16 protein-coding genes are annotated in these 26,389 nt (G+C 60.9%); 7 read left to right on the top strand and 9 right to left on the bottom strand.

Annotated features, from left to right (window positions below):
• Nucleotides 1–118 precede the first annotated feature (118 nt).
• Entirely contained in the window at nucleotides 119–754 is a 636-nt protein-coding gene (locus AB4N82_RS21035) for a LexA family protein (protein WP_095184402.1), read from the top strand.
• Here the strand turns inward: AB4N82_RS21035 and AB4N82_RS21040 are convergent.
• The 4 genes from AB4N82_RS21040 to AB4N82_RS21055 are packed head-to-tail and all read right to left on the bottom strand — an operon-like array spanning nucleotide 751 to nucleotide 6,276.
• Complete coding sequence (locus AB4N82_RS21040) at nucleotides 751–2,676, bottom strand: acetyl/propionyl/methylcrotonyl-CoA carboxylase subunit alpha (protein ID WP_122765502.1); 1,926 nt, start codon at nucleotides 2,674–2,676, stop codon at nucleotides 751–753. The two genes, AB4N82_RS21035 and AB4N82_RS21040, sit on opposite strands and share 4 nt — an antisense overlap.
• Nucleotides 2,673–3,479: a gamma-carboxygeranoyl-CoA hydratase gene (locus tag AB4N82_RS21045; RefSeq protein ID WP_099600981.1), complete on the bottom strand. Its 807-nt coding sequence runs from the start codon at nucleotides 3,477–3,479 to the stop codon at nucleotides 2,673–2,675. The genes AB4N82_RS21040 and AB4N82_RS21045 overlap by 4 nt, the downstream gene beginning before the upstream one ends.
• A 14-nt stretch (nucleotides 3,480–3,493) precedes the next feature.
• A complete protein-coding gene (locus AB4N82_RS21050; protein WP_122765501.1) occupies nucleotides 3,494–5,101 on the bottom strand; it encodes a carboxyl transferase domain-containing protein in 1,608 nt (535 codons plus the stop codon).
• An 11-nt stretch (nucleotides 5,102–5,112) separates the two neighbouring features.
• Nucleotides 5,113–6,276: an isovaleryl-CoA dehydrogenase gene (locus tag AB4N82_RS21055; RefSeq protein WP_032889830.1), complete on the bottom strand. Its 1,164-nt coding sequence runs from the start codon at nucleotides 6,274–6,276 to the stop codon at nucleotides 5,113–5,115.
• A 151-nt stretch (nucleotides 6,277–6,427) separates the two neighbouring features.
• Between AB4N82_RS21055 and AB4N82_RS21060 the strand changes: the two genes are divergently transcribed.
• Both AB4N82_RS21060 and AB4N82_RS21065 read left to right on the top strand, forming a co-directional pair.
• On the top strand, nucleotides 6,428–8,062 hold the full coding sequence (locus AB4N82_RS21060) for an AMP-binding protein (RefSeq protein WP_460102871.1): 1,635 nt from the start codon (nucleotides 6,428–6,430) through the stop codon (nucleotides 8,060–8,062).
• An 81-nt stretch (nucleotides 8,063–8,143) separates the two neighbouring features.
• A complete protein-coding gene (locus tag AB4N82_RS21065) occupies nucleotides 8,144–13,306 on the top strand; it encodes an NEL-type E3 ubiquitin ligase domain-containing protein (RefSeq protein ID WP_163034899.1) in 5,163 nt (1,720 codons plus the stop codon).
• Nucleotides 13,307–13,855: 549 nt separating this feature from the next.
• Here AB4N82_RS21065 and AB4N82_RS21070 read toward each other — a convergent pair.
• The 3 genes from AB4N82_RS21070 to AB4N82_RS21080 all read right to left on the bottom strand — a co-directional run bounded on the left by AB4N82_RS21070 (nucleotide 13,856) and on the right by AB4N82_RS21080 (nucleotide 16,230).
• On the bottom strand, nucleotides 13,856–14,770 hold the full coding sequence (locus AB4N82_RS21070) for a hydroxymethylglutaryl-CoA lyase (RefSeq protein ID WP_122765498.1): 915 nt from the start codon (nucleotides 14,768–14,770) through the stop codon (nucleotides 13,856–13,858).
• Nucleotides 14,771–14,786: 16 nt separating this feature from the next.
• Nucleotides 14,787–15,179 (bottom strand): MerR family transcriptional regulator, encoded by a 393-nt coding sequence (locus tag AB4N82_RS21075; RefSeq protein ID WP_032889825.1) that lies wholly within the window; start codon nucleotides 15,177–15,179, stop codon nucleotides 14,787–14,789.
• Nucleotides 15,180–15,294: 115 nt separating this feature from the next.
• Nucleotides 15,295–16,230, bottom strand: a complete 936-nt coding sequence (locus AB4N82_RS21080; RefSeq protein WP_095184407.1) for a LysR family transcriptional regulator — start codon at nucleotides 16,228–16,230, stop codon at nucleotides 15,295–15,297.
• A gap of 166 nt (nucleotides 16,231–16,396) precedes the next feature.
• Between AB4N82_RS21080 and AB4N82_RS21085 the strand changes: the two genes are divergently transcribed.
• Nucleotides 16,397–17,626, top strand: a complete 1,230-nt coding sequence (locus AB4N82_RS21085) for an acyl-CoA dehydrogenase (RefSeq protein WP_032889822.1) — start codon at nucleotides 16,397–16,399, stop codon at nucleotides 17,624–17,626.
• 133 nt (nucleotides 17,627–17,759) lie between these two features.
• Here AB4N82_RS21085 and AB4N82_RS21090 read toward each other — a convergent pair whose 3' ends face one another.
• Both AB4N82_RS21090 and xthA read right to left on the bottom strand, forming a co-directional pair.
• On the bottom strand, nucleotides 17,760–19,094 hold the full coding sequence (locus AB4N82_RS21090) for a substrate-binding domain-containing protein (protein WP_122765497.1): 1,335 nt from the start codon (nucleotides 19,092–19,094) through the stop codon (nucleotides 17,760–17,762).
• A 142-nt stretch (nucleotides 19,095–19,236) separates the two neighbouring features.
• Entirely contained in the window at nucleotides 19,237–20,049 is an 813-nt protein-coding gene (xthA, locus tag AB4N82_RS21095; RefSeq protein WP_099600987.1) for an exodeoxyribonuclease III, read from the bottom strand.
• A 168-nt stretch (nucleotides 20,050–20,217) separates the two neighbouring features.
• Here xthA and AB4N82_RS21100 point away from each other — a divergent pair, with 168 nt between their 5' ends.
• From AB4N82_RS21100 to AB4N82_RS21110, 3 genes are all read left to right on the top strand, one after another.
• Nucleotides 20,218–20,862 (top strand): GNAT family N-acetyltransferase, encoded by a 645-nt coding sequence (locus AB4N82_RS21100; RefSeq protein WP_032889813.1) that lies wholly within the window; start codon nucleotides 20,218–20,220, stop codon nucleotides 20,860–20,862.
• A gap of 64 nt (nucleotides 20,863–20,926) precedes the next feature.
• Nucleotides 20,927–22,654, top strand: coding sequence for an autotransporter assembly complex protein TamA (locus tag AB4N82_RS21105; protein WP_122794280.1), 1,728 nt, complete (start codon nucleotides 20,927–20,929; stop codon nucleotides 22,652–22,654).
• Complete coding sequence (locus AB4N82_RS21110; protein ID WP_081797813.1) at nucleotides 22,654–26,337, top strand: translocation/assembly module TamB domain-containing protein; 3,684 nt, start codon at nucleotides 22,654–22,656, stop codon at nucleotides 26,335–26,337. The genes AB4N82_RS21105 and AB4N82_RS21110 overlap by 1 nt, the downstream gene beginning before the upstream one ends.
• The last annotated feature ends 52 nt before the right edge of the window (nucleotides 26,338–26,389 follow it).

The following is a 26,389-nucleotide window of genomic DNA, read 5'->3' on the forward strand; positions in this document are numbered from 1 at the left end:
CTGTGTGGGTGTCGAAAACCTTGAGCCTGATAATAGTACGTATCGTATTTATGTCGTTTTATGGATTACTACAAACTGTTTATTGCCCTGAAAAATACCTGCCGTATTGTCTGGCGCTATGGATAACTGGATAGCGTTGGTCAAGGCCAACATGAAAGACCGCAAGGTCACACAGGGTGAGCTGGCTGAACGCTTGGGCATGTCCCAGGGCGGTGTGGGCCATTGGCTCAACAAGCGGCGCGTGCCGAGCCTGGCAGACATGAACCGGGTCCTGGAAGAGTTGGGGCTGGGCTACCTGGAAGTGGTGCAGGAGGTGCGTGAGAAAACCGACGAAGTCCCCATTCAGGCTAAACAGTACACACCGTATTTTCGCTACCCGGTCAGCGAGTGGAGGGGCCTGTGCGAAGTGCGCGAAGAGCGCCCCGCTTATGGCGCCGCGGGCTTCGAGCTGTCGGACTACCATGCCCACGGAGATGCCTTTTGGCTGCCCGTGACGGGGGACGCCATGACTGCGCTTAGTGGCCTGAGCATCGCTGCGGGAATGATGATTCTGGTGGATCCCGCAATCGCCGCACAACCCGGCAGGCTGGTGGTCGCCCAATGGGCAGACAGCCCCCAGGCGACCTTCCGCCAGTTGATGGAAGAGAGCGGCGAGCTCTACCTGGTGCCGCTCAACCCTACCTACCCGAAACGGCTGTTCACCAAGGATTGCCGCATCCTTGGCGTCGTCGTGCAGGCCACGGCGAAGTTCTAATCAGCGGTTTCGAGTTCCACCAGCGCGCAACCTTCGGCAACCATTTCGCCTTCCTGGCAGAACAGCGCCTTGACCACTCCGGCCTTGGGCGCGCGGATGCTGTGCTCCATCTTCATCGCTTCGAGCACCACCAATTGCGTGCCGGCTTCAACCGCTTGGCCGACTTCCACCACCACTCGCACAATGCTGCCGTTCATCGGCGCTGTAAGGCCACCTTGATGAGACTGGTTGGCCTCGACGGCGGCAATTGGGTCGAACAGGCTCACGCCATGCATCTCGCCATCCCAACGCAAGAACAGGGTGCCCTCGCGACGTACTGCCAGATGTGAATGACGCACGCCGTGATGGTCGATCAGCAGGTGCTCCCCGCACAGTCGCGGAACATCTTCGCCCACTGTCACTCGGCGATCCTGCCCATTACAGCCCAAATGCAGGGAAACCTCGGCAGGTAGCCCGGCACGAAACCCACGGGTGTCCGCCCAAGGCCCTTCACCCGCCGGCAAGCTCTGCATAAACGCCGAACCTGCCGCCTGCCAGAACTCATCGCTCAACTCACCGGGCACGGGCAGCAACTCATCCTGATAACGCGGAATAAATCCGGTATCCAGTTCGGCCGCCGCAAATGCGGGATGGCCAATGATGCGCCGCAGGAAGCCCAGGTTGGTCTTGATCCCGCCGACGGCAAACTCATCGAGCATACCCAGCAATCGCAGGCGTGCCTGCTCACGGTCCTCGCCCCAGGCAATCAACTTGCCGAGCATCGGGTCGTAGAACGGCGAAACGCTGTCCCCTTGGCCAACGCCGCTGTCCACCCGACGCCCCGGGCCCGACGCGGATTCGCGGTACAGCGCCAAGTGCCCGGTGGCGGGCAAGAAGTCATTGGCCGGGTCCTCGGCATACAAGCGCACTTCAATCGCATGGCCGATCAGTGGCACCTGTTCCTGGCTGATCGGCAGCGCTTCGCCCTGGGCGACACGAATCTGCCAAGCCACCAGATCCAGGCCGGTGATGGCCTCGGTCACCGGGTGTTCTACTTGCAGCCGCGTGTTCATTTCCATAAAGAAGAACTCGCCGCGCGCATCCAGCAAAAACTCCACGGTACCGGCGCCAACGTAGCCGATGGCCTGGGCGGCTCGCACGGCGGCTTCGCCCATGGCTTTGCGCTGTTCAACACTCAGCCCCGGCGCTGGCGCTTCCTCGACGACCTTCTGGTGCCGACGCTGGATCGAGCAATCGCGTTCATTGAGGTACAGGCAATGCCCCTGTTGATCGGCAAATACCTGGATCTCCACATGGCGCGGCTTGAGCAGGTATTTCTCCACCAGCATCTGGCCGTTGCCAAACGACGACAGTGCTTCACGCTGGGCGGAGGCCAATGCTTCGGCGAGTTGGTCGACGTGCTCAACCACCTTCATGCCCTTGCCACCGCCCCCCGCTGTGGCTTTTAGCAGCACCGGATAACCAATGCGTTCGCAGGCGGCGCGGAAGGTTTCCAGGTCTTGGGCCTCGCCGTGATAACCCGGCACCAACGGCACACCAGCGGTTTCCATCAGCGCCTTGGCGGCGGATTTGCTACCCATGGCGTCGATGGCCGAGGCGGGCGGGCCGAGGAAGATCAGGCCGGCGGCTTCAATCGCCCGGGCAAAACCGGCGTTTTCCGACAAAAAGCCGTAGCCCGGATGAATCCCTTGGGCACCGCTGGCGTGGGCGGCCGCGATGATCTTATCGATTTGCAGGTAACTTTCCGTGGCCTTGCTGCCGCCCAGGTCCACGCGAATATCCGCCTCGCGACTGTGCCGCGCATCGCGGTCGATGGCGCTGTGCACGGCCACGGTGGTCAGGCCCATTGCTTTGGCGGTGCGCATCACCCGGCAGGCAATCTCACCCCGGTTGGCTACCAGCAGGGTCGTCAGTGTACTCATGGGCGCGGCTCCTGGGATTGCCAGCTCGGTGACCTTTTTTGCAGGAACGCCCTCAATCCTTCCTGCCCCTCGGCACTGACGCGAATCCGCGCAATTGCGTTTTCGCAGTAGCGGCGCAGTGCTGGGGTGAGGGCGCCGTTGCCCACTTCACGCAGCAAATCTTTACTCGCGCGCATCGCTGCCGGGCTGTTTTGCAACAGGTTGGCAATCCACTGCTCGACCTGGGTATCCAGCTCACCGGCCGGGTAGCTTTCGGCAAGCAAACCGATGTCTCGCGCACGTTGGCCACCAAAGCGTTCGGCCGTCAGAGCATACCGGCGCGCCGCGCGTTCGCCGATGGCCTGCACCACGAACGGACTGATCACCGCCGGCGCCAGGCCAATGCGCACTTCCGACAGGCAGAACTGCGCGTCATCGGCGCCGATCGCCATGTCGCAGCAACTGATCAACCCGAGGGCGCCACCGTAGGCTGCGCCTTGCACCACGGCCAGGGTCGGGATTTTCAGCTTGGCCAGGTTGTACATCAGCTCTGCCAGTTCGCGGGCGTCGTCGAGGTTGGTGTGGTAATCCAACTCGGCTGACTGCTGCATCCAGGCCAGGTCCGCGCCGGCACTGAAGTGCTTGCCGCGTCCGCGCAGCACCAAAAAACGCAGGCTTGGGTCGCCTTGCACCTGGTCGAGAGCAATGATCAATTCGCGGATCATTTCGGCATTGAACGCGTTGTTCTTGGCTTCACGACTGAGCCACAGGGTGGCGAAGCCACGGCTGTCGGTGATCAGTTCGAGGGTGTTGAAATCGCTCATGGGTACAGCTCCGATTACATGCGGAACACGCCGAAGCGGCTCGGCTCGATAGGGGCGTTCAGGGAGGCGGACAGCGCAAGGGCGAGCACCTCGCGGGTCTGCTGCGGATCGATGACACCGTCGTCCCACAGGCGCGCGCTGGAGTAGTAGGGGTGGCCCTGGGTTTCGTACTGATCGAGGATCGGCTGCTTGATCGCGGCCTCTTCTTCAGCACTGAATGCATTGCCCGCACGCTCGGCCTGCTCACGCTTGACCTGCACCAACACGCCGGCGGCCTGCTCGGCGCCCATGACCCCGATTCGTGCGTTGGGCCACATCCACAAAAAACGCGGGTCGTAGGCGCGGCCGCACATGCCGTAGTTACCGGCGCCGAAACTGCCGCCGATGATCACCGTGAACTTCGGCACCTTGGCGCATGCCACGGCGGTGACCAGCTTGGCGCCATGCTTTGCGATGCCGCCGGCTTCGTATTTCTGGCCGACCATAAAGCCGGTGATGTTCTGCAAAAACAGCAGTGGAATCCCGCGCTGGCAGGCCAATTCGATAAAGTGCGCGCCTTTTTGCGCCGCCTCGGCAAACAGAATCCCGTTGTTGGCCAGGATCGCAATCGGGTAGCCGTGCAAGTGCGCAAAACCGCACACCAGTGTTGTGCCGAACAGCGCCTTGAATTCATCGAACACCGAACCGTCCACCAACCGTGTGATCACTTCGCGGACATCGAATGGCTGCTTGGCATCCGCCGGGATCACGCCGTACAGCTCATCGCTGCTGTACAACGGCGCCACTGGCGCGCGTTGCACCAACTGGCCCTGCTTGCGCCAATTGAGGTTGGCCACACTGCGTCGGGCCAGGGCCAGGGCGTGTTCGTCGCTGTCGGCATAGTGGTCGGCCACGCCGGATATCTTGCAGTGCACATCGGCCCCACCGAGGTCTTCAGCGCTGACCACTTCACCCGTGGCGGCTTTTACCAGCGGTGGGCCGGCAAGGAAGATGGTGGCCTGCTGGCGCACCATGATCGCTTCGTCCGCCATGGCGGGTACATAGGCGCCACCGGCTGTGCACGAGCCCATCACTACCGCAATCTGTGGGATGCCTTGGGCGCTCATATTGGCCTGGTTGAAGAAGATCCGCCCGAAGTGCTCGCGGTCGGGGAATACTTCATCCTGGCGCGGCAGATTGGCGCCGCCGGAGTCCACCAGGTAGATGCACGGCAGGCGGTTCTGCTCGGCGATGGTCTGGGCGCGCAGGTGCTTTTTCACGGTCAGTGGGTAATACGAACCGCCTTTCACCGTTGCGTCGTTGGCGACGATCATGCATTCGACGCCTTCCACGCGACCGATCCCGGCGATTACCCCGGCTGCAGGCACGTCTTCGCCGTACACCTGATGGGCGGCCAATTGGCTGAGTTCAAGGAACGGCGAGCCCGGATCGAGCAGGCGATTGATGCGCTCACGGGGCAGCAATTTGCCACGTGAGGTGTGCCGCTCCTGCGCCTTGGCGCCGCCGCCTTGTTGCACATGGGTGAGCAAGGTGTGCAGGGCGTCGACCTGTTGGCGCATCGCCGCGCTGTTGACGGCAAACTCCGCCGAGCGCGGGTTGAGTTGAGTGTGCAAGGTGGCCATGGGGCGCTCCTTCAGCGAGTTTCGTTGAAGAGTTCACGACCGATCAGCATCCGCCGAATCTCACTGGTGCCGGCGCCGATTTCATACAGTTTGGCGTCGCGCAGCAGGCGGCCGGCGGGGAATTCATTGATGTAGCCGTTGCCGCCGAGAATCTGGATCGCGTCCAGGGCCATTTGCGTGGCGCGTTCGGCGCTGTAGAGGATCACCCCGGCCGCGTCCTTGCGCGTGGTTTCGCCGCGCTCGCAGGCCTGGGCCACGGCGTAGAGGTAGGCGCGGCTGGCGTTGAGTTGGGTGTACATGTCGGCGACCTTGCCCTGGATCAGCTGGAATTCGCCGATGCTCTGGCCGAACTGCTTGCGGTCGTGGATGTAGGGAACGATCAGGTCCATGCAGGCCTGCATGATCCCGGTAGGGCCGCCGGACAGCACCACACGCTCGTAATCGAGGCCGCTCATCAGTACTTTTACGCCGCCGTTGAGCACCCCGAGGATGTTTTCCTCGGGCACTTCGACGTCATCGAAAAACAGTTCGCAGGTGTTGGAGCCGCGCATACCCAGCTTGTCGAATTTGCTGCTGCGGCTGAAGCCCTTCCAGTCGCGCTCGACGATAAACGCAGTGATGCCGTGAGGGCCTTTTTCCAGGTCGGTCTTGGCATAGATCACGTAGGTGTTGGCGTCGGGACCATTGGTGATCCAAGTCTTGCTGCCGTTGAGCACGTAGCGGTCGCCGCGCTTGTCGGCGCGCAGTTTCATAGAGACCACATCGGACCCAGCGTTCGGCTCGCTCATGGCCAGAGCGCCGACGTGTTCGCCACTGATCAGTTGGGGCAGGTATTTGAGTTTCTGTTCGTGATTACCGTTGCGGTTGATCTGATTCACGCACAGGTTCGAGTGTGCGCCGTAGGACAGCGCTACAGACGCAGAACCACGGCTGATCTCCTCCATGGCCACCACATGGGCCAGGTAACCCAGGCCGGCGCCGCCGTATTCTTCGGCCACGGTAATGCCCAGCAGGCCCATGTCACCGAACTTGCGCCACAGGTCGGCGGGGAACAGGTTGTCACTGTCGATCTGAGCCGCGCGAGGCGCAATCTCCTTGGCCACGAAGGACTGCACCTGGTCGCGCAGCATGTCGATGGTTTCACCGAGGGCGAAGTTCAGGGACGGGTAACTCATGGACAGGCACCTTAAATATCAGCGTTGTTGTTGTATGGAGGGCTCATCAGAGGAGGGCGCTCACCTTTACGTTAACGTAAGCTTGCGTTGTGGTGCTGTCAATCGTAGTTTACGTTTACGTCAACCTACAAAAAAGACAACAGGGGTCGTTATGGATCAACCGCAGCCGAGCTATAGCCGTGGCGCTCAGGACAAGGCCTTGTTGGCCATGACCATTGGCCAGGCCTTCGATCGCACCGTCGCGCAATACCCGCAGGGCGAAGCGCTGGTAGTGCTTCATCAGCAACGTCGTTACACCTGGCAGCAATTGGCCGAGACGGTTGAACTGCATGCCCGCGCGTTCCTCGCATTGGGCATGCAGACCGGCGATCGCCTGGGCATCTGGGCGCCCAATTGCGCGGAGTGGTGCATCAGCCAGATCGCCAGCGCCAAGCTCGGCGTGATCCTGGTCAACATCAACCCGGCGTATCGCAGCAGCGAGCTTGCCTACGTGCTCAAGCAATCCGGCTGCCAATGGCTGGTGTGTGCCGGTTTGTTCAAGACCTCCGATTACCACGCTATGTTGCAGGAACTGAACCCCGACCTGCGCGGCCTGATCAGCCTTCACCCCGAGCCGCCCGCGGGGTTTATGCCTTGGTCGCAACTGGCGAACCTCGGCGCCGGCGTTGCGCCCGAGCAACTTCACGCGCGCCAGGCCAGCCTGCACTTCGATCAACCGGTCAACATTCAATACACCTCCGGCACCACCGGTTTCCCCAAAGGCGCCACCCTCAGCCATCACAACATACTCAATAATGGTTACATGGTCGGCGAAAGCCTGGGCCTCACCGCGCAGGATCGTCTGGTGATCCCGGTGCCGCTGTACCACTGTTTCGGCATGGTGATGGGCAACCTGGGCTGCATCACTCACGGCACCACCATGATCTATCCCAATGACGGCTTTGACCCGTTGCTGACCCTCACCGCCGTCGCCGAAGAGCGCGCCACCGGCTTGTATGGCGTGCCCACCATGTTCATCGCCATGCTCGATCATCCGGGCCGCGCCGACTTTGACCTGTCCACCCTGCGCACCGGCATCATGGCCGGCGCCACGTGCCCCATCGAAGTGATGCGCCGGGTCATCAGCGAACTGCACATGGGCGAAGTACAGATTGCCTACGGCATGACCGAAACCAGCCCGGTGTCGCTGCAGACCGGCGCCAATGACGACCTGGAACGCCGCGTGACCACTGTCGGTCGCACCCAGCCGCAACTGGAAAACAAGATCATCGACGAGGCGGGCAACACCGTTGCACGCGGCCAGATCGGCGAACTGTGCACCCGTGGCTACAGCGTGATGCTCGGCTACTGGAACAACCCCGAAGGCACCCGAGAGGCCATTGACGACGCCGGTTGGATGCACACCGGCGACCTGGCCAGCATGGATGAACACGGTTACGTGTGCATTGCCGGGCGCAACAAGGACATGATCATTCGTGGCGGCGAAAACGTGTACCCACGGGAGCTGGAAGAGTTCTTCTTCACCCATCCGGCAGTGGCTGACGTGCAGATCATCGGCATTCCCGATGCGCGCTACGGCGAAGAAATTGTCGCCTGGATCAAGTTCCACCCTGGCCATGTGGCCAATGCGCTGGAGTTGCAGGCGTGGTGCAAGGACCGCATAGCGCACTTCAAGACGCCTCGGCATTTCAAGTTTGTGGAGGAGTTCCCGATGACGGTGACGGGTAAGATCCAGAAATTCAGGATGCGCGAAATCAGTCTCCAGGAGCTGCAGGGCGACGCCTGAAACGCGGTGCATGGCTACCGCTTCGGTATGGGGCCCATTGCCTAGAGTGGCGGGATATTCCGCTATCTGAAGGCGATGCACATGACAGACCCAGCCACACCTGACATTGAGGAGGATCAGGGCCCTCACGTCACGGTAATCCGCGACAACACGCCCGGGTGGTACACCGATGCAGTAGACGCGCGTAAAACCGAACTGACCGCCGTGGGCCTGCGTATTCCGGATTGGTACAAACAGGCTCAAGCGCCAGCCAAGGAGCGGCTCAAGAAGGTTCACGAGCGCAGTCGGCGCTCGCTGAACCAGCTCGATCAGTTGCTTGGTTCGCTGCAAAATCCGGCGGACTACGCCGAGCCATTACTGGTTGCCGCCATCGAGAAAACGTTCGGTAAACGCCTGGACGTTCGCCAGGTGTTCTATGCGCGCAAGATGGCGAACACCACATGCAACCCCGGACCCGCTGAGTTGGAACCCGACAGCGAGCATGCACTGGCGCCCGAGTTTTATTTCTATAAAGGCCAGAGCCTGCTTGAAGCGGCGCTGAATAACTTCACTGCGAATGAAGCCACCGCACCGGTGTGCGGTGATTGCCACCTGATCACCTGTTACAACTTTCACAGCTACCGCGTACGCGTCATTCATTCTGTGTGGAGTGTCCAGGCGCAAAAACTGGACATTGACGCCTATCGTTTTGCCCAGTTGTGTCGGGAGCTTGACCTGGGCAAGTCATACTTCGAACACGTGCGTACCACGATCAATGCGCACATAAACGCGGTGCCAGACGCGCCGCCCGGAAAGCTCTACAGCACGCTGATCACCAGCCATCGAAACCAACTGGAACTGGCCGCTGAGATCGCCTTGATGAAGGCGGATATCGACCCGTCTCAGCATGCGCTGATCAAACAGATCCTGATCGACCCGGTTGGACGCAAATGGGCGGGTGATGATGTCGCGTTCTGTCGATTTCGGCTGCTGGGGCTGGAGCTGGACAGCATCCTGATCATCGGCCCGCGGGTGATGGAGCAGTACCTGGTCAACTCCGAGATCGTGCCTCGGCCGTGCATGGTTTACATCCCCGGCGATCCGCTTTATCCGCTAAAGGCCTATGACAACGTGGGCGCTTTCACCGAAGCACTGACCCTGCGCCTGTGCCGCGCGAAGTACCGCACGTTCTTCAGCCAATTTGTGCCACTGGCCGAGCAGAATGATTTTTTTGCCAAGCTTAAAATGTTGCTTGACCCTGAGGAGGGGTACAGCTTCAGCGATAATTTTGATGTAAACAAAAGAACGCCGGTCCAGCGCCAGGGGAACTACGGCAAGGTCTGGAAAGACGTGTGGTACGACAGCGCGCTGCAGCGCGTGCGTTCGATCATGAACAACGCCAGTGCCGGCGCGGTCTCGACCGACGACATCACTACGCGAACCTACAATGCCTGGCTCTGGTCGTGGGGCAGCAAGGCCCTGGATATTCTTAATCTGGCGGCGTTCGTGGTGCCGGTGCTCGGTGAAGTGATGCTGGTAGTGGGGGCGATACAGATGGCTCGCGAGGTGTGTGAGGGCCTTGAGTCATGGTCCGACGGCGACACGCACCAGGCCTGGGCGCATCTCTCGGCGGTGGCGCTGAATGTGGCGGGGCTTGCGGTCCCCAAGGCGCTGACGGTGTTGAAGGACACCGCGTTGGTCAGACGGCTGGTGCATGTCCAGATGGGCGGGCGACCGCGTCTGTATGACTTCAGCCCGGGTGCCTACAAGCATCAGGTTACATTGCCGGCCGGTCTTGTACCGCAGTCCGATGGACTCTATCCCCACGAGGGGCGCCTGTACTTGCCGGCTGCAGGTGGCGGCCACTATGAAGTCCAGGCCGCACGGGGCCGCAATGCCTTCACATTGATCCATCCCGAAGGTGACACGCGTTATGCACCGCGTATCCGGCATAACGGCGAAGGCGCGTGGGTGCACGAGTTTGAACAGCCTTTGAGTTGGGATCGCACAACCTTGTTGCGCCGTATGGGCCCCCGTGTCGAGCGCCTGAGCGATGACCAGTTGGAGCAGCTTCGGTTGATCAGCGGGGTGTCCGATGATGAACTGCGCCGTATCTATGTCGAGCAGCAACTGCCGCCACCGATATTCAGTGAAACCCTGCGGCGCTTTGAGTTGGCGGGCAAGCACCAGGCGTTTATCGACCAGTTGAGCAGCGATGATCCGCAGGTGTTCGGCCGGGTCGACGCGACCTTGCAATTGAAATTGCTGGTGGACAATGGCCTGTGGCCAAAATCCAGGGTGCTGGTGATCTTTGATGCCGAAGGCAATCTGACCTGGCGTTCTGACCGGGTCAGGACGCGCAGCCAGGTGGTGAAGCTTGATGCCGAGCAGACCGACAGTGGCATGTTGCTGCCGGCTTTTCTCAAACAATTGAGTGAGCCTGAAATCCGTCAACTGCTCGACGAAGAGGCCGTGCTGCACGATCTCCGTACTCGCCTGGATTTTGGTGGGCTGACGGACGAGGAAGGCGATCCCATTCCCCGGCCGGCAAGCCGAGAAGACTTGGAGGCAAAGGCGCAGCTTATGATGCCCGCGCAGCGTACGCCCGAGGCGAGAGCACTCAGGTACCGTGACCGGTTGCTGGAGGTGGCGAAGAACACCCAGGGCAAGCTGTACCGCGAGGAGGTTTTGGCCGGTGATAGGCCCAGCAATACTCATGCACAGCTGATCCAGGACAGCTTCCCCGGACTGCCCCGGCTCGCCGCCGAGGAGCTGGCCAACCATGCCAGCCCCGAGGAGTTGGTGCACCTGGACAGCACATCCCGGTTGCCCCTGCGTCTAGCCGAAGAGGCTCGTTGTTACCTGCAAAAAGCACGGGTCATGCGTGCGCATACCGACATGCTGTTTGACAGTGAATTGACCATGGATGGCGTACACCTGGCGCTGCACAAGCTGGCGGCGCTGCCCGGCCGCCTCGACGGTGTCGGCATCGAGTTGCGTGCAGGCACCTATGACGGGCCGGTGCTGGACCGCATAGGCCGTGCGGACGCCCCGCGACAGCGGCGCCTTGTGCGCGTCAGCATGAAGGAATGGGCGGTGTACCGCGAACCGCAGGTGGCTTCGTACCATCGTGCCGATAAAGACGCGTTCTACAGCGCGCTACTGGTGGCCACTGAGGATCAGGGCCTCGACATGCCGCGAATACGCGAATCGACGCCGACCTTGAAGGCACAGATCACCACTCAGCCGTTGAGCGAACAGGCGAGCCGCCAAGCCCTGCGCCTGCAAGCGATCAAGCCGGGGTTCAAGTCGCCCATGCGCCTGGCCGACGGGCGCATCGGCTACCCGCTCAGCCCGGTGGGCGGTGCGCAGCAATGGCCCTCGGTGTGCGTGATGAAAGCAATGATGCTGTACCCGTCGAAATCCATCGAGGCGGTGGTCGAGATGCTGGGGTTGCAAGGCCGTGGCAGTGCGGCGCTGGTGGCCAGGCTCAATCAGCTTGAACAAGAGTTCGCACAGCTAGACCGGGAATTGGTCGCCTGGCAGCAACAAGGTGAGCCCGGTTACCGCAGCGCCAGGCGTCGGGTCAGCGCGACCGTGCGATACGCCTGGCAGCGCGAGTCGGCTACGGCGTTCGCGGCGGATGGCACGTCTATCGGGCATGTCCTGGATCTGTCTGGTGAAGTCATCGACGAGCTTCCGCAGCTCAGCGCCAATATGGACCACGTGGGCCGCCTGACTTTACGGCGCATGGGGCTGTCGGACAGCTCCCTGCCGTTTCTGCAGTCCTTCGGCGGTTTGCGCTGGCTGGACATGCGTGAGAACAACCTCACTCAACTGCCGGAGTTCGCCAACGCGGGCGTTGGGCTGACCAAGCTCAACCTGAGCCGCAACGATATCCGCCTGACCGAGCAAAGCCGAGCGCGCCTGGAAGGCATGCATGGCCTCAAGATTCTAAACCTCTCCGGCAATCGCAACCTGGGATGGACCGCCGACGTGCGCAATATGCGCAGTCTGAACCAGCTGTATCTGAGCGATACCGGGACCACTCGTTTCCCGGCGGGCGTCGAGCAACTGACTCAACTGGCGCGGATCGACCTGCATACCAATCGGCTCACGACACTGCCGGAATACGCGTTCCAGCATCTGGAACGGATCTCTGTGCATGACAACCCCTTTTCGGAGGCTACCCGGGTGCGCCTTTCCGGTGAGTTTCCGGTGAATCAGGCGCAATGGGCAGACCATGTCACCGCCGACGAAGCGCGGGTACTCTGGCTGGCCGATACACCGACGGCGCTGCAGGCCGAGCGCGGGATTCTGTGGGATGACCTGAGTGCCAGTGCCGACTCGGCGCCGTTCTTCACGGTACTGGCCGACACCACACGCAGCGCCGAATATGCCTCACCCAACACTCGTGCAGCCCTGGCGGCGCGGGTGTGGGACATGCTGGAAGCAGCACAGCAAAGCCAAGACATCCGCGAAACGCTCTTCAGCACCGCAGATGATCGAGTCACCTGTGGCGATGGCACCACGGTGGAGTTCATGAACCTTGAAAGGGAACTGATCGGCGCAAGGGCCCTGGTACAAGCGGGGGATGCGCACGCGGAGGGCGCACTGATCAGCACCGCGAAAAAACTGTTTCGCCTGCATCTGGTGGACACCATTGCGCAACGGGACGTCGAGGCGCGAGGGCCTGGGTTCACCGAGCAGGTCGAAGTCATCCTGGCCTATCGGGTCGGTCTGGCGGACCGGCTGGACCTGCCCGTCAAATCCCGCGGCATGTTGTTTCCCCAGCAAGCCAATGTAAGCCCGGCAGCACTCGACCAGGCCTATACGCAGGTGCTCGCGAATGAGCGGATTGTTGCGGATGAGTCAGCGTTTTTTGCCGAGCGGCGTTTCTGGCAACAGCACTTGCGCACTCGCTACCCTCAGGAGCTTGAGGCCTTGACGGCGCCCGGTACCGCGCTGAACCGGGCCAAGGGCGAGGCGCTCGAAGCGGTCTCGGACTGGCAGGCGCTGGAGGATAGCGCGCCGGACAGGGCGCAGTGGCAGGCAACACACACCGAATTGGTCGATAACCTGATGACTGTGCTGGGTAAGCACAGGGAAGAGATTCTGGTGGATGGCGCGATGCAAAGTGCGTTTTATATCGAGCAGTTCAACCTGCTGCGCGTGGCGCAGTGGGAGCAAGAAGAACAGGCCATGCGCACACTGACGCGGTCGGTGCTCAACAACGCCGCCGCGGAGCAGGGGACAGAGGTCTGAAAAGGCCATGTGCAGAAAGCACAAAGGGGACCCGAGGGTCCCCTTTAATTTGTCGTTGCGTGCTCTTTTTTATTATTGAAGGGCGGCCTGTTGTTGTTTTTGGTAGCCGTGACCCTTTTACCGCTGTTTTTAGCGACCCCCATGCGGGGTCAAGAGCAAACGTATTTTTTTGAGCGCTGACCTGCTTCTTCGTGACCGATCCAACCAGTGGGTAGCTACCTGAGGTAGTTTTATTTTTCTCTAACCGGTTGCGGGTTTCGGCGAGCCGTACCCTGCGAAGCACATCTTCTCCAAAAAAATCTGTTAGCTGCGTCTCTGCCGTGTTGTTTTTGTTATGTCAGAGTCGTTTCGTCTTATTTTTATTAGGTTTGGCGCTTTTTATTCTTGTTATGCCATAGAGATAGCAGAAGCCGTGCCAACTTTTAAAAACCCTTTAAAATCAGCTGGTTAGTTTTTTTTCGGATTTGGCTTACGCAAAGTTCGACAAAATATGTTCCCGTGTTACTCGATGTGTAGTCGTGCGGTAACACATTGTCACGGCTGCTCTACTCAAACGGCGTTACGGACCTTGGCCACCCGCGAACCCGTAGGGCGGCCCAGGACCTGGCTGATTTGCAGGCCTGCGGCAATCAACGCTTGCAGGTCGATGCCGGTGTCGATCCCCAGGCCGTTGAGCAGGTAGACCACGTCTTCAGTGGCAACGTTACCGCTGGCGCCCTTGGCGTAAGGGCAGCCGCCGAGGCCCGCGATAGAGCTGTCGAACACACTGATCCCCTCCAGCAGACTGGCGTAGATGTTGGCGACCGCCTGGCCGTAGGTGTCATGGAAGTGGCCCGCCAGTTTGTCCCGTGGCACCTGCGCACCGACGACATCGAACAGTCGCCGGGTAGAGCCTGCCGTGCCGGTGCCGATGGTGTCGCCCAGGGAAACCTCGTAGCAGCCCATGGCATACAACTCCCGCGCGACTGCGGCAACTTGCTCTGGCGCAATCTCGCCTTCGTAAGGACAACCCAACACGCAGGACACATAGCCGCGCACGCTGATGCCATGTTGCCGGGCTGCAGCCATGATCGGCGCAAAGCGTTCCAGGCTTTCACTGATGGAACAGTTGATATTGCGTTGGGAAAACGCCTCGGACGCTGCCGCAAACACCGCGACTTCTTTCACCCCGGCCGCCAGGGCATCCTCAAAACCCCGCAGGTTCGGTGCCAGTGCGCCATAGGTCACGCCGGGCTTACGCTGGATCTGCGCAAATACCTCGGCCGAACCGGCCATCTGCGGTACCCATTTGGGCGAGACGAAACTGCCAACTTCGATGTAGCTCAAACCCGCCGCGCTGAGGGCGTCCACCAGTTGCACCTTGTCGGTCACGCTGATGGGTTGGGCTTCGTTCTGCAGCCCATCGCGCGGACCGACTTCGACCAGGCGCACATGGGAGGGGAGTGGATTTGATGGGTGGGACATGGCAGTTACCTTCTGATCAATGGCCAGCCTGGCTCATGGTGTGCGCGAGGGCCTGGGTGCAGCGCTCTTCGGCGGTGTCCAGTTCCAGTTTCATCTGTTCGATATCCAGCAACTGTTGCTCAAGCTGCTCGCGGCGCTCTGCGATCTTGGCCAGCATGCTGTTGAGCTGGATGTGGTTGCCGCTGCTGGGGTCGTAGAGTTCGATGAGCTCGCGGCATTCGGCCAGGGAAAAACCGATGCGTTTGCCGCGCAGGATCAGCTTGAGGCTGACCTTGTCCCGTGCCGAATAGATGCGTTCCTGGCCCCGGCGCTCCGGGGTCAGCAGGCCTTGTTCTTCATAGAAGCGAATGGCGCGAGTGGTGATGTCGAGCTCGCGGGCGAGGTCGGAGATGCTGTAGGTGATGCTCATGGCGGCGCTCAAGAAGGTCCTGGCGCTAAGCTAATGGCAGGTTGACGTAAACGTCAAGGCCAGCTTCGCTGACTATAGGGGGCAAGCCCCCTCCCAGAAGGTGCGCGCTTCAACCTCAGGCTTGTTGTTTGTCCAGCTTCTTCTCATGGGCCGTAACCTGCTGGCACAACTCGATCATCTGCTCACGCATCCAGCGGTTGGCCGGATCCTGGTCGGTGCTTTCGTGCCAGTACAGGTGCGTTTCCACCGGAGGCACATCGTTGACCGGCAGGTTGACCCAGTGCAACTCATGGCGCCGTGCGAAGCGTTCGGGCACGGTCATCACCATGTCGGTCTGCTGCAGCACTTGCGAGGCCATCAGGTAATGCTGGGAGCGCAGGGCGATCTTGCGTTGCAGGCCCATCTTGCCCAAGGCCAGGTCGACATGGCCCAGGCCGTTGCGGCGGCTGGAGATGTGGATATGGGTCAGCCCCAGGTAATCGTCGAGGGTCAGCTTGTCCTTGCCCGCCATCGGGTGGCCCTTGCGCATGGCGCACACGTAGCGGTCTTCCATCAGCTTGACGTGGCGCACTTGCGGGTCGGTGTTGAGCGGCGCATCCACAGCAAAATCCAGGCGCCCGGCGGCCAGTTCCTTGGTGGTTTCGCGGCGCTTGGACAGAAAACTTTCGATCACTACCGTCGGCGCCAGACGGCGCAGGCGCTGGAACAGCGCCGGCAGAATCACCGCTTCGGTGAGGTCGGTCATGCTGATGCGGTAGGTCTTGGCCGCCTGTTGCGGATTGAAGATACGGCTTTCCTGTACCGACACTCGCAGCAACGACAGCGCATTGCGCACCGGGCCGATGATGTTCTGCGCCATCGGCGTGGGCACCATGCCCTGAGCGGTGCGTACAAACAGCGGGTCGTTGAAGGTCTCGCGCAGGCGTGCCAGGGCGTTGGACACCGCCGGCTGGGTGATGCCGACGATCTGACCGGCGCGGGTCAGGTTGGCTTCGGTGTAGATCGCGTCGAAGACGATAAAGAGGTTGAGGTCGACCTTGCTCAGATTCATTGGGTTGCGCTCTTATTGTTAGGTGGCGATTTGTTGCGTGCTGAGACGCCGATCATATATCGGTGATGAATGTTAATACACGCCGAGAATAGGCTAGGTAAATTATGAGCGCTGTTCTAGCATCGATTGCATGACCTAAACAACCTCTCAAAGAAGGGAGCTGCTCATGGATTTCGCCTATTCGCCCAAGGTTCAGGAACTGCGTGAACGCGTCACCGCGTTTATGGATGCTTACGTTTACCCGGCCGAGCCGGTGTTCGAACGCCAGGTCAGCGAAGGCGACCGCTGGCAGCCCACCGCCATCATGGAAGAGTTGAAAGCCAAGGCTAAAGCCGAAGGCCTGTGGAACCTGTTCCTGCCCGAGTCCGAACTGGGCGCCGGCCTGACCAACCTCGAATATGCGCCGCTGGCCGAAATCATGGGCCGTTCGCTGCTGGGCCCGGAGCCGTTCAACTGCTCGGCACCGGATACCGGCAACATGGAAGTACTGGTGCGCTACGCCAACGAAGAGCAGAAACAACGCTGGCTCGAACCGCTGTTGCGCGGCGAGATTCGCTCGGCCTTCGCCATGACCGAACCGGACGTCGCCTCGTCGGACGCCACCAACATGGCCGCCCGCGCCGAACGCCAGGGCGACGAGTGGGTGATCAATGGCAAGAAATGGTGGACCTCCGGCGCCTGCGACCCGCGCTGCAAGATCCTGATCTTCATGGGCCTGAGCAACCCCGACGCGCCACGCCATCAGCAGCACTCGATGATCCTGGTGCCGGTGGACACCCCCGGCGTGAAAATCGTGCGCCCGCTGCCGGTGTTCGGCTACGACGACGCGCCTCACGGCCACGCCGAAGTGCTGTTCGACAACGTGCGTGTGCCCTATGAGAACGTACTGCTTGGCGAAGGCCGCGGCTTTGAAATTGCCCAAGGTCGTCTTGGCCCAGGCCGTATCCACCACTGCATGCGCTCCATTGGCATGGCCGAACGTGCGCTGGAGTTGATGTGCAAACGCGCGGTCAGCCGTACCGCGTTCGGTAAACCATTGGCACGCTTGGGCGGCAATATCGACAAGATCGCCGACTCACGGATGGAGATCGACATGGCGCGCCTGCTGACCCTGAAAGCGGCGTACATGATGGACACCGCGGGCAACAAAGTGGCGAAAAGCGAAATTGCGCAAATCAAGGTGGTGGCGCCAAACGTAGCGCTGAAGGTCATCGACCGCGCGATCCAGATCCACGGCGGCGCAGGCGTCTCCAACGACTTCCCGCTGGCCTACATGTACGCGATGCAGCGCACACTGCGCCTGGCCGACGGCCCGGACGAAGTGCACCGCGCTGCAATCGGCAAGTTTGAAATCGGCAAATATGTGCCTAAAGAGTTGATGCGCAGCGGGCAGTAATACGGCGTCGCCTGCAATCGGGGGCGAGCCCCCTCCCACATTCGACAGTATTCCTACTGGAGATACGCGGTCACCTGTGGGAGGGGGCTTGCCCCCGATGAGGCAGGATCAGGCACTGAAGATCCGGCAGTCCTCAGTACACCCAAACCTCCACCCGCCGATTTTTGATCCGCCCCTCATCCGCCGTATTCGCCGCCACCGGCATCTGCGCACCAAACCCGCGAATATCTCGCAGTACTACGCCGCTCTTGACCAACTCCCGTCGCACCGCCATCGCCCGCAATTTAGACAGCAGCGCCGCCCGCTGCGGATCGTTCTTGGTATCGCCGAATCCCACCAGCGTCACCTTTTTGTCCAGCTTGTCGTGACCCTTGAGATACGCCACCACCCGCTGCACATCCTGGCGCGCCTTGTTATCCAGGCTGGCGCTGCCTTCTTCGAAACGAAAATTCACGGTCAAGCGCTGAGCGTCCCGAGCGATGGCTTGATAGTCATCCGGCATTGTCGGGCGCGGTTCCACGGCCATGGCCTGCACCTGCTGCGCAATAAACCCACTGGCCGCCACAATCGCCTGGCCTTTGCTGCTCTGGGCAAAGTCCACCAGCGCCTTGGCCCACGGGTTATGGGCGGTGGGCGGCAGGTAAAAGAACAATCGGCGCGACAGCGGATAATCCTCGGTGGCGATCAGGCTGTTGAGCGGCAACATCGGTTGCGAGTCGCCATCTACAATCGCCACGGCCTTGGCGTGGCGCACGTAGGGCAGCCCAATAAAACCGATGCCCTGAGGGTCCTGGCTCACCGCATCGGACAATGCCTCGCTGGACTCGAAACGCTTGGCCGAAGAAACCAGGGGCTTGCCGCGCAGGCGCAACACCAATTCCTTGAAGGTGTCGTAGGTGCCCGACTGATCATCGCGGGCGTAGATATGAATCGCGCCGCCGATGCCGCCCAGAGCCTCCCAAGTGCTGATCTCACCGTTGAAGATCTGCGCCAGTTGCTCGGTATTCAGGGTATTCAGCGGGTTCTGCGGATTGAGGATGATTGCCAGGCCATCGATGGCGATCACGTGTTCGGCGTCGGGGCTTTTCAAGTCACCAAGCGGTTCAAGGTCTACCAGTTCGCTGTCCTTGATCGGTCGGGACGAGGCCGCAAGGTCGGCGCTGGTTTTCTTCAGGGCGACAAAGCCTGTGCTGGAACCGTGGGCTGCGACGTCGATAGTCACCGTTTTGCCCTGGCGTGTCTTGCCGATCACGCGCTGTTCATTGGCGCCCTCGGCAGGTTCGCTGTGCACGTTCTGCAACCCTTGATGCTCCATCAAACCCTTGGCCAATGCCGGGGCCAGCGCCGCGCCAATGGTGTTGGAGCCCTGGATTCGCAAGGCCGGGCCTTGATCGGGAACGGGTAGGGGGGCAGCCACAACGGAGAGGGAAAATGCGCAACACAACAGGAACAGAACGCGCAGCATCATGCCGGCACCTTCTCAAGCCAAAGGGAGTGCCGCGAGATTAAGTCAGTAGGATTTCAATAATGTGACTGACACTCAAATGATCAAAAGTGTGGGAGGGGGCTTGCCCCTTCTCCCACATTTGACCCGAGTACAGTCAGGGGGATCAGCTCAGTTCAAGCCAGATCGGCGCATGGTCCGAGGGTTTTTCCAAACCACGCAGGTCGTAATCCACGCCGGCATCCTTGACCCGTGGCAGCAAACCGTTGGAGGCCATGATCAGGTCGATTCGCAGCCCACGCTTGGGCTCATCTTCAAAGCCGCGGCTGCGGTAGTCGAACCAACTGAAGCGGTCGGCCACGTCCGGGTTGAGGTGACGGAAGCTGTCCACCAGGCCCCAGTTTTTCAGGCGGGCCATCCATTCGCGCTCTTCGGGCAGGAAGCTGCACTTGCCAGTTTTCAGCCAGCGCTTGGCGTTGTCGGCGCCGATGCCGATGTCGCAGTCTTCCGGGGAAATATTCACATCGCCCATCACCACCAGCGCCTGATCGTTGCTGAACTGGCTTTCCAACAACTGTTGCAGGTCTTCGTAAAAGCGCTGCTTGGCGGGGAATTTGGTTGGATGGTCGCGGCTTTCACCCTGTGGGAAATAGCCGTTCATGATGGTCACCGGGTTGCCGTTTTCATCGGCGAAGGTGCCCCAGATAAAACGACGCTGGGCGTCTTCTTCGTCATTGGCAAAGCCTTTGTGAAGGCTCAACGCAGGCTGACGCGAAAGCAGCGCCACGCCGTAGTGGCCTTTTTGGCCGTGGTAGTAAACGTGATAGCCCAGTGCTTGTACTTCGGCCAGAGGAAACTGGTCGTCGTGGACCTTGGTTTCCTGCAGGCCGATTACATCGGGTTGATGCTTTTCAATCAGCGCCGCCAGCTGATGGGGGCGGGCGCGCAGCCCGTTGATATTGAAGGAGACGATTTTCATGGTCGGCGGTCCAGTCTGGCAAAAGGGCGATGCTAGCGGACAAGTCGGACGGGGGCCAGCGTGGCGGTAGGACAGATGCGCTGCTAATGTCTGGGAACGACTGGTGCTGCGTAGGTTCGTACCCATAAGAACGCCATCTATTGAGTGGCGCCCAGGGAGATTGATTGTATGACTGACACTGCCATTGGCGAAGTTCGCTTGCTCAACAGCGGCTATTCCCGCGAGGCCCGCTCCCTGCTGTACCAGGCCTATCGGCATGAGCCGACGTTTGCCTACATCTTCGAAGCCGAACGCCCAGGTTATGAGCAGCGGGTACGCGCCACCGTGCGGGAGCTGGTCAAGCAGCATTTCTTTCAAAAACTTCCGGCGATCGGTTTGTTTGTGAATGATCGGCTGATCGGCATTGCCTTGATCGCACCCCCGCAACGGCGCCTGGGGATCACTGAGAGCTGGGCGTGGCAACTGCGCATGTGGCTGAGCACTGGCGTGCGCGGTACGCGGCGTTATCTTGATTATCATCACGCCGTGCTGGCGTGCCTGCCGAGCGAATCGGTGCATGTGCTGCCGCTTTTGGGCATTCACCCGCAGTTCCAGGGCAAACACTACGGTGAACAGTTGCTGGAGGCGGTGCACAACTGGTGCGCCGAAGACCCGCACTCTTCGGGTGTGGTGCTGGACACCGGCAATTCCCGCTACCTGGATTTCTACAAGCGCCAGGGCTATGAGGAAATCGGCGAAGTCGCTGTAGGGCCTATCCTGGAGCATGTCTTTTTCCACCCCAATCCCCAGCTGTTACATGCTGCAACGGCTTAATGCAGAATTTTTCAGAATCGTCTGAGTTCTAAGTTTTCCCCCAGCTCGTGTAGCATCCGCGCCTATGAAGTTTCCAGGAAGATTTACCAGCGGCTTGGTTCTGCTGTTCACAAGCTGCGGCGCATTTGCGCTAAGCGAATTGGACGTGCGGATCAAACCCTCAAACGACGCGTTGAAAGCCAACATTGAAGGCTACATCGGCGGGGTTGGCGATCGTGACGAAGAGGCCTTGCTGCGGTTCAGCCGTGGTGCCGAAGAGCAGGCGCGCAAAGCGGCGCAGGCACTAGGCTTCTATCAGCCAAACATCGACAGCGAGGTGAAAGGCGGCAAGAACCCGCGCCTGATCCTCCGCGTCGACCCCGGTGAACCGGTGCATTTACGCAACGTGACTATTCGGGTCGACGGCGAGGCTGCGAACCTTAAGTCTTTTCGCGTGCCTGCCAGCGATGATCTTATCTCCGGCGCCGTGCTCAACCACGGCCACTACGAAGACGCCAAGCGTCTGATTCAGAATCAAGCCTCGCGCTACGGCTTTTTCAGCGGGCGCTTTACCAGCCAGAAACTCGCGGTGGACCCACAAGCAGGCGTCGCCGATATCGAACTCATTTATGACAGCGGCCCGCGCTACAGCCTGGGCAAGGTTAGCTTTGCCGGCGACACGCCGTTTGATGACGAACTGCTGCAACGCATGGTGCCGTTCAAAAACGGTGACCCCTACGATTCCGAACTGATCGCCGAACTCAACCAGAACCTGCAAGCCAGCGGCTTTTTCGAAGGGGTGCGCGTGGATGCCAGCCCCGCCGCCTCGACCCAAGACGTGATCCCGGTGGCCGTCAATCTGGACACGCGCAAGCCCCGCACCATGGGCCTGGGCCTGGGTTACTCCACCGACGTCGGTCCGCGCGGCAAGGCCAACTGGACTCGCCACTGGGTTAACCCCCAGGGCCATAGTTATGGCTGGGAAGCCGAACTCTCGGCTCCGCGCCAGAACGTCGGCCTGTGGTACGACATTCCGCTGGACCCGCCGCTCACCGACAAACTGCGCTTCGCTGGCGGCTACCAGAATGAAGAACTGGCGAACACCGACACCCTGAGTAAATTGCTTACCGTCGGCCCCGAATGGCACAGCAAATTGCCCAGTGGCTGGACACGGGTGATTTCTCTCAAGTACCAGCGCGAAGAATATCGCCTGGGCAACGACTCCGGCCTGAGTAACCTGCTGATGCCTGGCATCAGTTATTCCTACCTGCGCAGCGATAACCGCATCGACCCCCACAACGGCTACCGCCTGCAATTCGACACGAAGGTGGCGAAGGAAGGCCTGGGCTCCGACACCAACTTGCTGTACGGCACGGCCATGGTCAAAGGCCTGACTACCCTGTGGGACAATCATCGTTTCCTGGCGCGGGCGCAGTTCGGCGGCAGTGCCACCAATGGCTACAAGTCGGTGCCTCCGTCGTTGCGCTTCTTTGCCGGTGGCGATCAGAGCGTGCGCGGTTATGAGTACCAGACGCTGTCGCCCGAGAACGACCAAGGTGATCGCATCGGTGGCCGCTACATGGTGGCCTTGAGCGCCGAGTATCAATATTCCATCGCCGAAAAATGGCGGATCGCGACCTTCATCGACCAGGGCAACTCGTTCAACACCCTGGAACTGCCCAGCCTGAAAACCGGCGTGGGTGTCGGTATCCGCTGGGTATCGCCGGTGGGGCCAATCCGCCTCGACCTGGCCCATGCCCTGGAAGACCCGGGCGGCGTTCGTTTGCACTTTTCCATGGGGCCTGAGCTGTGATGCGTGGTTTGAAAATAGCGGGGCTGGCCGTGGTGGCCATCCTCGCCGTGCTGTTGCTGGCACTGTGGACGGTACTGGGCAGCCAGGCGGGCAGCCGCTGGGCATTGGGCCAAGTGCCGGGTTTGAGTGTGGAGAATTTCCAAGGCCGTTTGGGCGGCCAGTGGAGCGCCGATCATCTGCTGTGGCAGCAAGACACCAGTCGCGTGGAACTCAAGGCGCCCGCGTTCGAGTGGTCGCCAGCCTGCCTGCTGCGCATGACCTTGTGCATTGACCGGTTGGATGTGGATCAGGTCATTCTGCAATTTCCACCCAGCACCGAAGAAAGCAGTGGCCCCCTTGTACTGCCAGATCTGAAATTGCCGGTGGCTCTCCAGTTAGGCGACGTTCGCGTCGGTAGCCTGGTGTTCAACGGCAGCGAAGAGCTTAAAGGCCTGCAACTGGCGGCGCATTGGACCGCCGCCGGGATGCAGATCGACTCAGTACACCTGCAGCGAGACGATCTGGTGCTGGACCTGTCTGGCCTGTTGCAACCCACTGGCGACTGGCCTTTGACCGCCAGCGGAAACCTGAGCCTGCCTTATGCGCCCGGCGGCGCGCCCTGGAAAGTTGCCCTTAAGGTCGACGGCGACCTGCTCAAGACCCTCAAACTCGACGCCGACAGCAGCGGCTACCTGCCGGCCAAACTGCAGGGCGAGCTGCAACCCCTGGCTGAAAACCTTCCGGCCCAGTTGCACATCACCGCTGACGGCTTCAAGCCCAGCGCCGATCTGCCCGACACCCTGCAACTCAATCAACTGGACCTCACCGCCAAGGGTGATCTGAAAAACGGCTACCAACTGCTCGGCAAGGCCGTGCTACCGGCAGAGAAAGGTCCGGTGGACCTGCTGCTGCAAGGCAAAGTCGACGCCAACGGCGCGCAAATTGCGGGCCTGGACCTTAATGCCGGTGACAAGCAAAGCCTCAAGCTGAGTGCCAACCTGGATTGGCAACAAGGCTTCACAGCCGATGCCAGGATCGACTGGCTCGACTTCCCCTGGCATCGTCTCTATCCCGTGATCGACGAACCCCAAGTGACGGTGCGTACTTTCAACGGCGAGATTTCCTATAAAGACGGCAACTACCTGGGCAACCTCAAGGCCGACCTCGACGGCCCGGCCGGCAAGTTCAATGTGGTCACGCCGTTCAGTGGCGACCTCAAGCAAGTCTTCCTGCCCGAGCTGAAACTCACCGCCGGTCAAGGTAAGGCCGAAGGCCATCTGAACCTGCAGTTCGCCGATGGCATCGCCTGGGATACCGCGCTGGACCTGTCGGCGCTCAATCCGGCCTACTGGGTCGCTGAACTGCCGGGTACGTTGGCCGGTCCGCTGCGCAGCAAGGGCGAGTTCAAGAACGAGCAACTCAAGCTGAATGCCGACCTCGACCTCAAGGGCCGCCTGCGGGGCCAAACCGCCGTGCTGGCGGCCAAGGCCGAAGGTGCAGGGGAGCAGTGGACCCTGGCCAACCTGGATATTCGCCTGGGTGACAACCGCATCAACGGCAGCGGCAGCCTGCAACAACGCCTGGCCGGGCAGATCGACATCAAGCTGGCGCGTCTCGCCCAGCTCTGGCCGCAGTTACGCGGGCAGATCAATGGCCGCCTCGACGTGGCCGGCAGCCTGAATGCGCCTCAGGGCAAACTCGACATCAAGGGCCAGCAACTGGCGTTTGCCGACAACCGCCTGCAAAGCCTCAGCCTCGGCGCTACCCTCGACAGCGCCCAGCGCGCCAAGATCGACCTCAAAGGCAGCGGTATTCAAAGCGGCGACACCCAGATCGGCACCCTGACCGCCAGCGCTCAAGGCGACATCAAGAACCAGAAGGTCCAGCTCGACTTGGCCGGTCCGCTGGTCAAGCTGGCCCTGGCCCTGGACGGCAACCTCGACAAAGGCAACTGGCGCGGGCGCCTGGCCAGCGGTGATGTCCAGGCCGGCGGGCAGGATTGGAAACTGCAAGCCCCGGCCAAAATCGACTACATGGCCGACGGCAAGCTGACCTTCGCGGCGCATTGCTGGGTCTCCGGCGGCGCCAGCCTGTGCGGCGAAGACCAGCGCCTGATGCCCGAGCCCAAGTTGCGTTACCACCTCAAGCAATTCCCAATCGACAGCCTCGCGGCCTTTTTGCCCAAGGATTTTGCCTGGCGCGGCAGGCTCAATGCCGATGTCCAACTCGACCTGCCCGACAGCGGCCCCAAGGGCTTGATTTCGGTGGATGCCAGCGGCGGCACTTTGCGCGTCAAGGACAAGGACCAGTGGCTGGATTTTCCTTACGACACCCTCAAGCTTGAAACCACCCTCAACCCCAAGCGCATCGACACACAGTTGAACTTCCGGGGTGGCAAGCTCGGTGAATTGCTGTTGCAGGCGCAGATTAATCCGCTGCCGAAGAACAAGCCGATCACTGGCAATTTCAGCCTCACCGGGCTGGACCTGGCGGTGGCACGTCCGTTTGTGCCGATGGTGGAAACCCTCAACGGTAAGCTCAACGGCAACGGCCGGATTTCCGGTGGCCTGCTCGCGCCGCAGATCAACGGCAATGTGAACCTGATCGGCGGCGAAGTCTCTGGTCCGGAGTTGCCCGTCAGCCTCGAAGGCCTGAACGTGCAGGCTCTCATCGCCGGCGAAAGCGTGCAGCTCAATGGTGGTTGGCGCAGTGGCAAAGCCGGGCAGGGCAGCCTCAAGGGCCAGATCGACTGGGGTCAGGCCCTGGCCGTGGACCTCAGTCTGCAAGGCTCGCAATTGCCGGTCACAGTCGAACCCTACGCCACGCTGGAAGTGGCGCCGGACCTGAAGATCACCTTGAAGGACGACAAACTGGCGATTGCCGGCAAAGTGAAGATCCCGCGTGGCGACATCACCGTGCGCGAATTGCCGCCGTCGACGGTCAAGGTCTCGGACGACACTATCATCGTCGGCAGTCAGACCGAGGAGGGCAAGCCAGCGATGGCCATGGCCATGGATATCGACGTGGCAGTGGGCGAAGACCAGCTCAACTTCTCAGGCTTCGGCCTCACCGCCAAGGTGCAGGGTCATGTGCATATCGGCGACAACATGGACACTCGTGGTGAGCTTTGGCTCAACGATGGCCGCTACCGCGCTTACGGTCAGCGGCTCAATGTGCGGCGGGCGCGCTTGCTGTTTGCCGGCCCTCTGGACCAGCCGTTCCTGGACATCGAGGCAGTGCGTGTCACCACAGAGCCGTCCCGGACCGTGACCGCCGGTATTCGCCTGAGCGGCAGCGCCGAGCAACCGACTACGCAGATTTTCTCCGAGCCGGCGATGGCCCAAGAGGATGCGTTGTCGTACTTGGTACTGGGGCGTTCACGCACCACCACTGGCGAAGACAACAACATGCTCGCCGAAGCGGCGCTGGGCCTGGGTTTGATGGGCAGCGCCGGGGTGACCTCGGACATCGCCACCAAGTTGGGCATTCAGGACTTCGACCTCGACACCCAGGGCAGCGGCAATAACACCGCCGTGGTAGCCAGCGGCAAGATCACCGAGAAGCTCAGCCTGCGCTATGGCGTGGGCGTGTTCGAACCGGCCAGCACCATTGCCTTGCGCTACCTGCTGAGCAAGAAGGTATACCTGGAGGTGGCGAGTGGCGTGGCCAGTTCCCTCGACATTTTCTACAAGCGCGATTTCTAAGTCTTAGTCGGTCAAAAAATGTGTGAGGGGGCTTGCCCCCGATTGCGTTGTG

The organism is Pseudomonas sp. H1_D04, from assembly GCF_054683855.1.

Coding starts and splice junctions, on each gene's coding strand:
- AB4N82_RS21035 (WP_095184402.1), top strand. CDS start 119: ATGGATAACTGGATAGCGTTGGTCAAGGCCAACATGAAAGACCGCAAG.
- AB4N82_RS21040 (WP_122765502.1), bottom strand. CDS start 2,676: ATGAGTACACTGACGACCCTGCTGGTAGCCAACCGGGGTGAGATTGCC.
- AB4N82_RS21045 (WP_099600981.1), bottom strand. CDS start 3,479: ATGAGCGATTTCAACACCCTCGAACTGATCACCGACAGCCGTGGCTTC.
- AB4N82_RS21050 (WP_122765501.1), bottom strand. CDS start 5,101: ATGGCCACCTTGCACACTCAACTCAACCCGCGCTCGGCGGAGTTTGCC.
- AB4N82_RS21055 (WP_032889830.1), bottom strand. CDS start 6,276: ATGAGTTACCCGTCCCTGAACTTCGCCCTCGGTGAAACCATCGACATG.
- AB4N82_RS21060 (WP_460102871.1), top strand. CDS start 6,428: ATGGATCAACCGCAGCCGAGCTATAGCCGTGGCGCTCAGGACAAGGCC.
- AB4N82_RS21065 (WP_163034899.1), top strand. CDS start 8,144: ATGACAGACCCAGCCACACCTGACATTGAGGAGGATCAGGGCCCTCAC.
- AB4N82_RS21070 (WP_122765498.1), bottom strand. CDS start 14,770: ATGTCCCACCCATCAAATCCACTCCCCTCCCATGTGCGCCTGGTCGAA.
- AB4N82_RS21075 (WP_032889825.1), bottom strand. CDS start 15,179: ATGAGCATCACCTACAGCATCTCCGACCTCGCCCGCGAGCTCGACATC.
- AB4N82_RS21080 (WP_095184407.1), bottom strand. CDS start 16,230: ATGAATCTGAGCAAGGTCGACCTCAACCTCTTTATCGTCTTCGACGCG.
- AB4N82_RS21085 (WP_032889822.1), top strand. CDS start 16,397: ATGGATTTCGCCTATTCGCCCAAGGTTCAGGAACTGCGTGAACGCGTC.
- AB4N82_RS21090 (WP_122765497.1), bottom strand. CDS start 19,094: ATGATGCTGCGCGTTCTGTTCCTGTTGTGTTGCGCATTTTCCCTCTCC.
- xthA (WP_099600987.1), bottom strand. CDS start 20,049: ATGAAAATCGTCTCCTTCAATATCAACGGGCTGCGCGCCCGCCCCCAT.
- AB4N82_RS21100 (WP_032889813.1), top strand. CDS start 20,218: ATGACTGACACTGCCATTGGCGAAGTTCGCTTGCTCAACAGCGGCTAT.
- AB4N82_RS21105 (WP_122794280.1), top strand. CDS start 20,927: ATGAAGTTTCCAGGAAGATTTACCAGCGGCTTGGTTCTGCTGTTCACA.
- AB4N82_RS21110 (WP_081797813.1), top strand. CDS start 22,654: ATGCGTGGTTTGAAAATAGCGGGGCTGGCCGTGGTGGCCATCCTCGCC.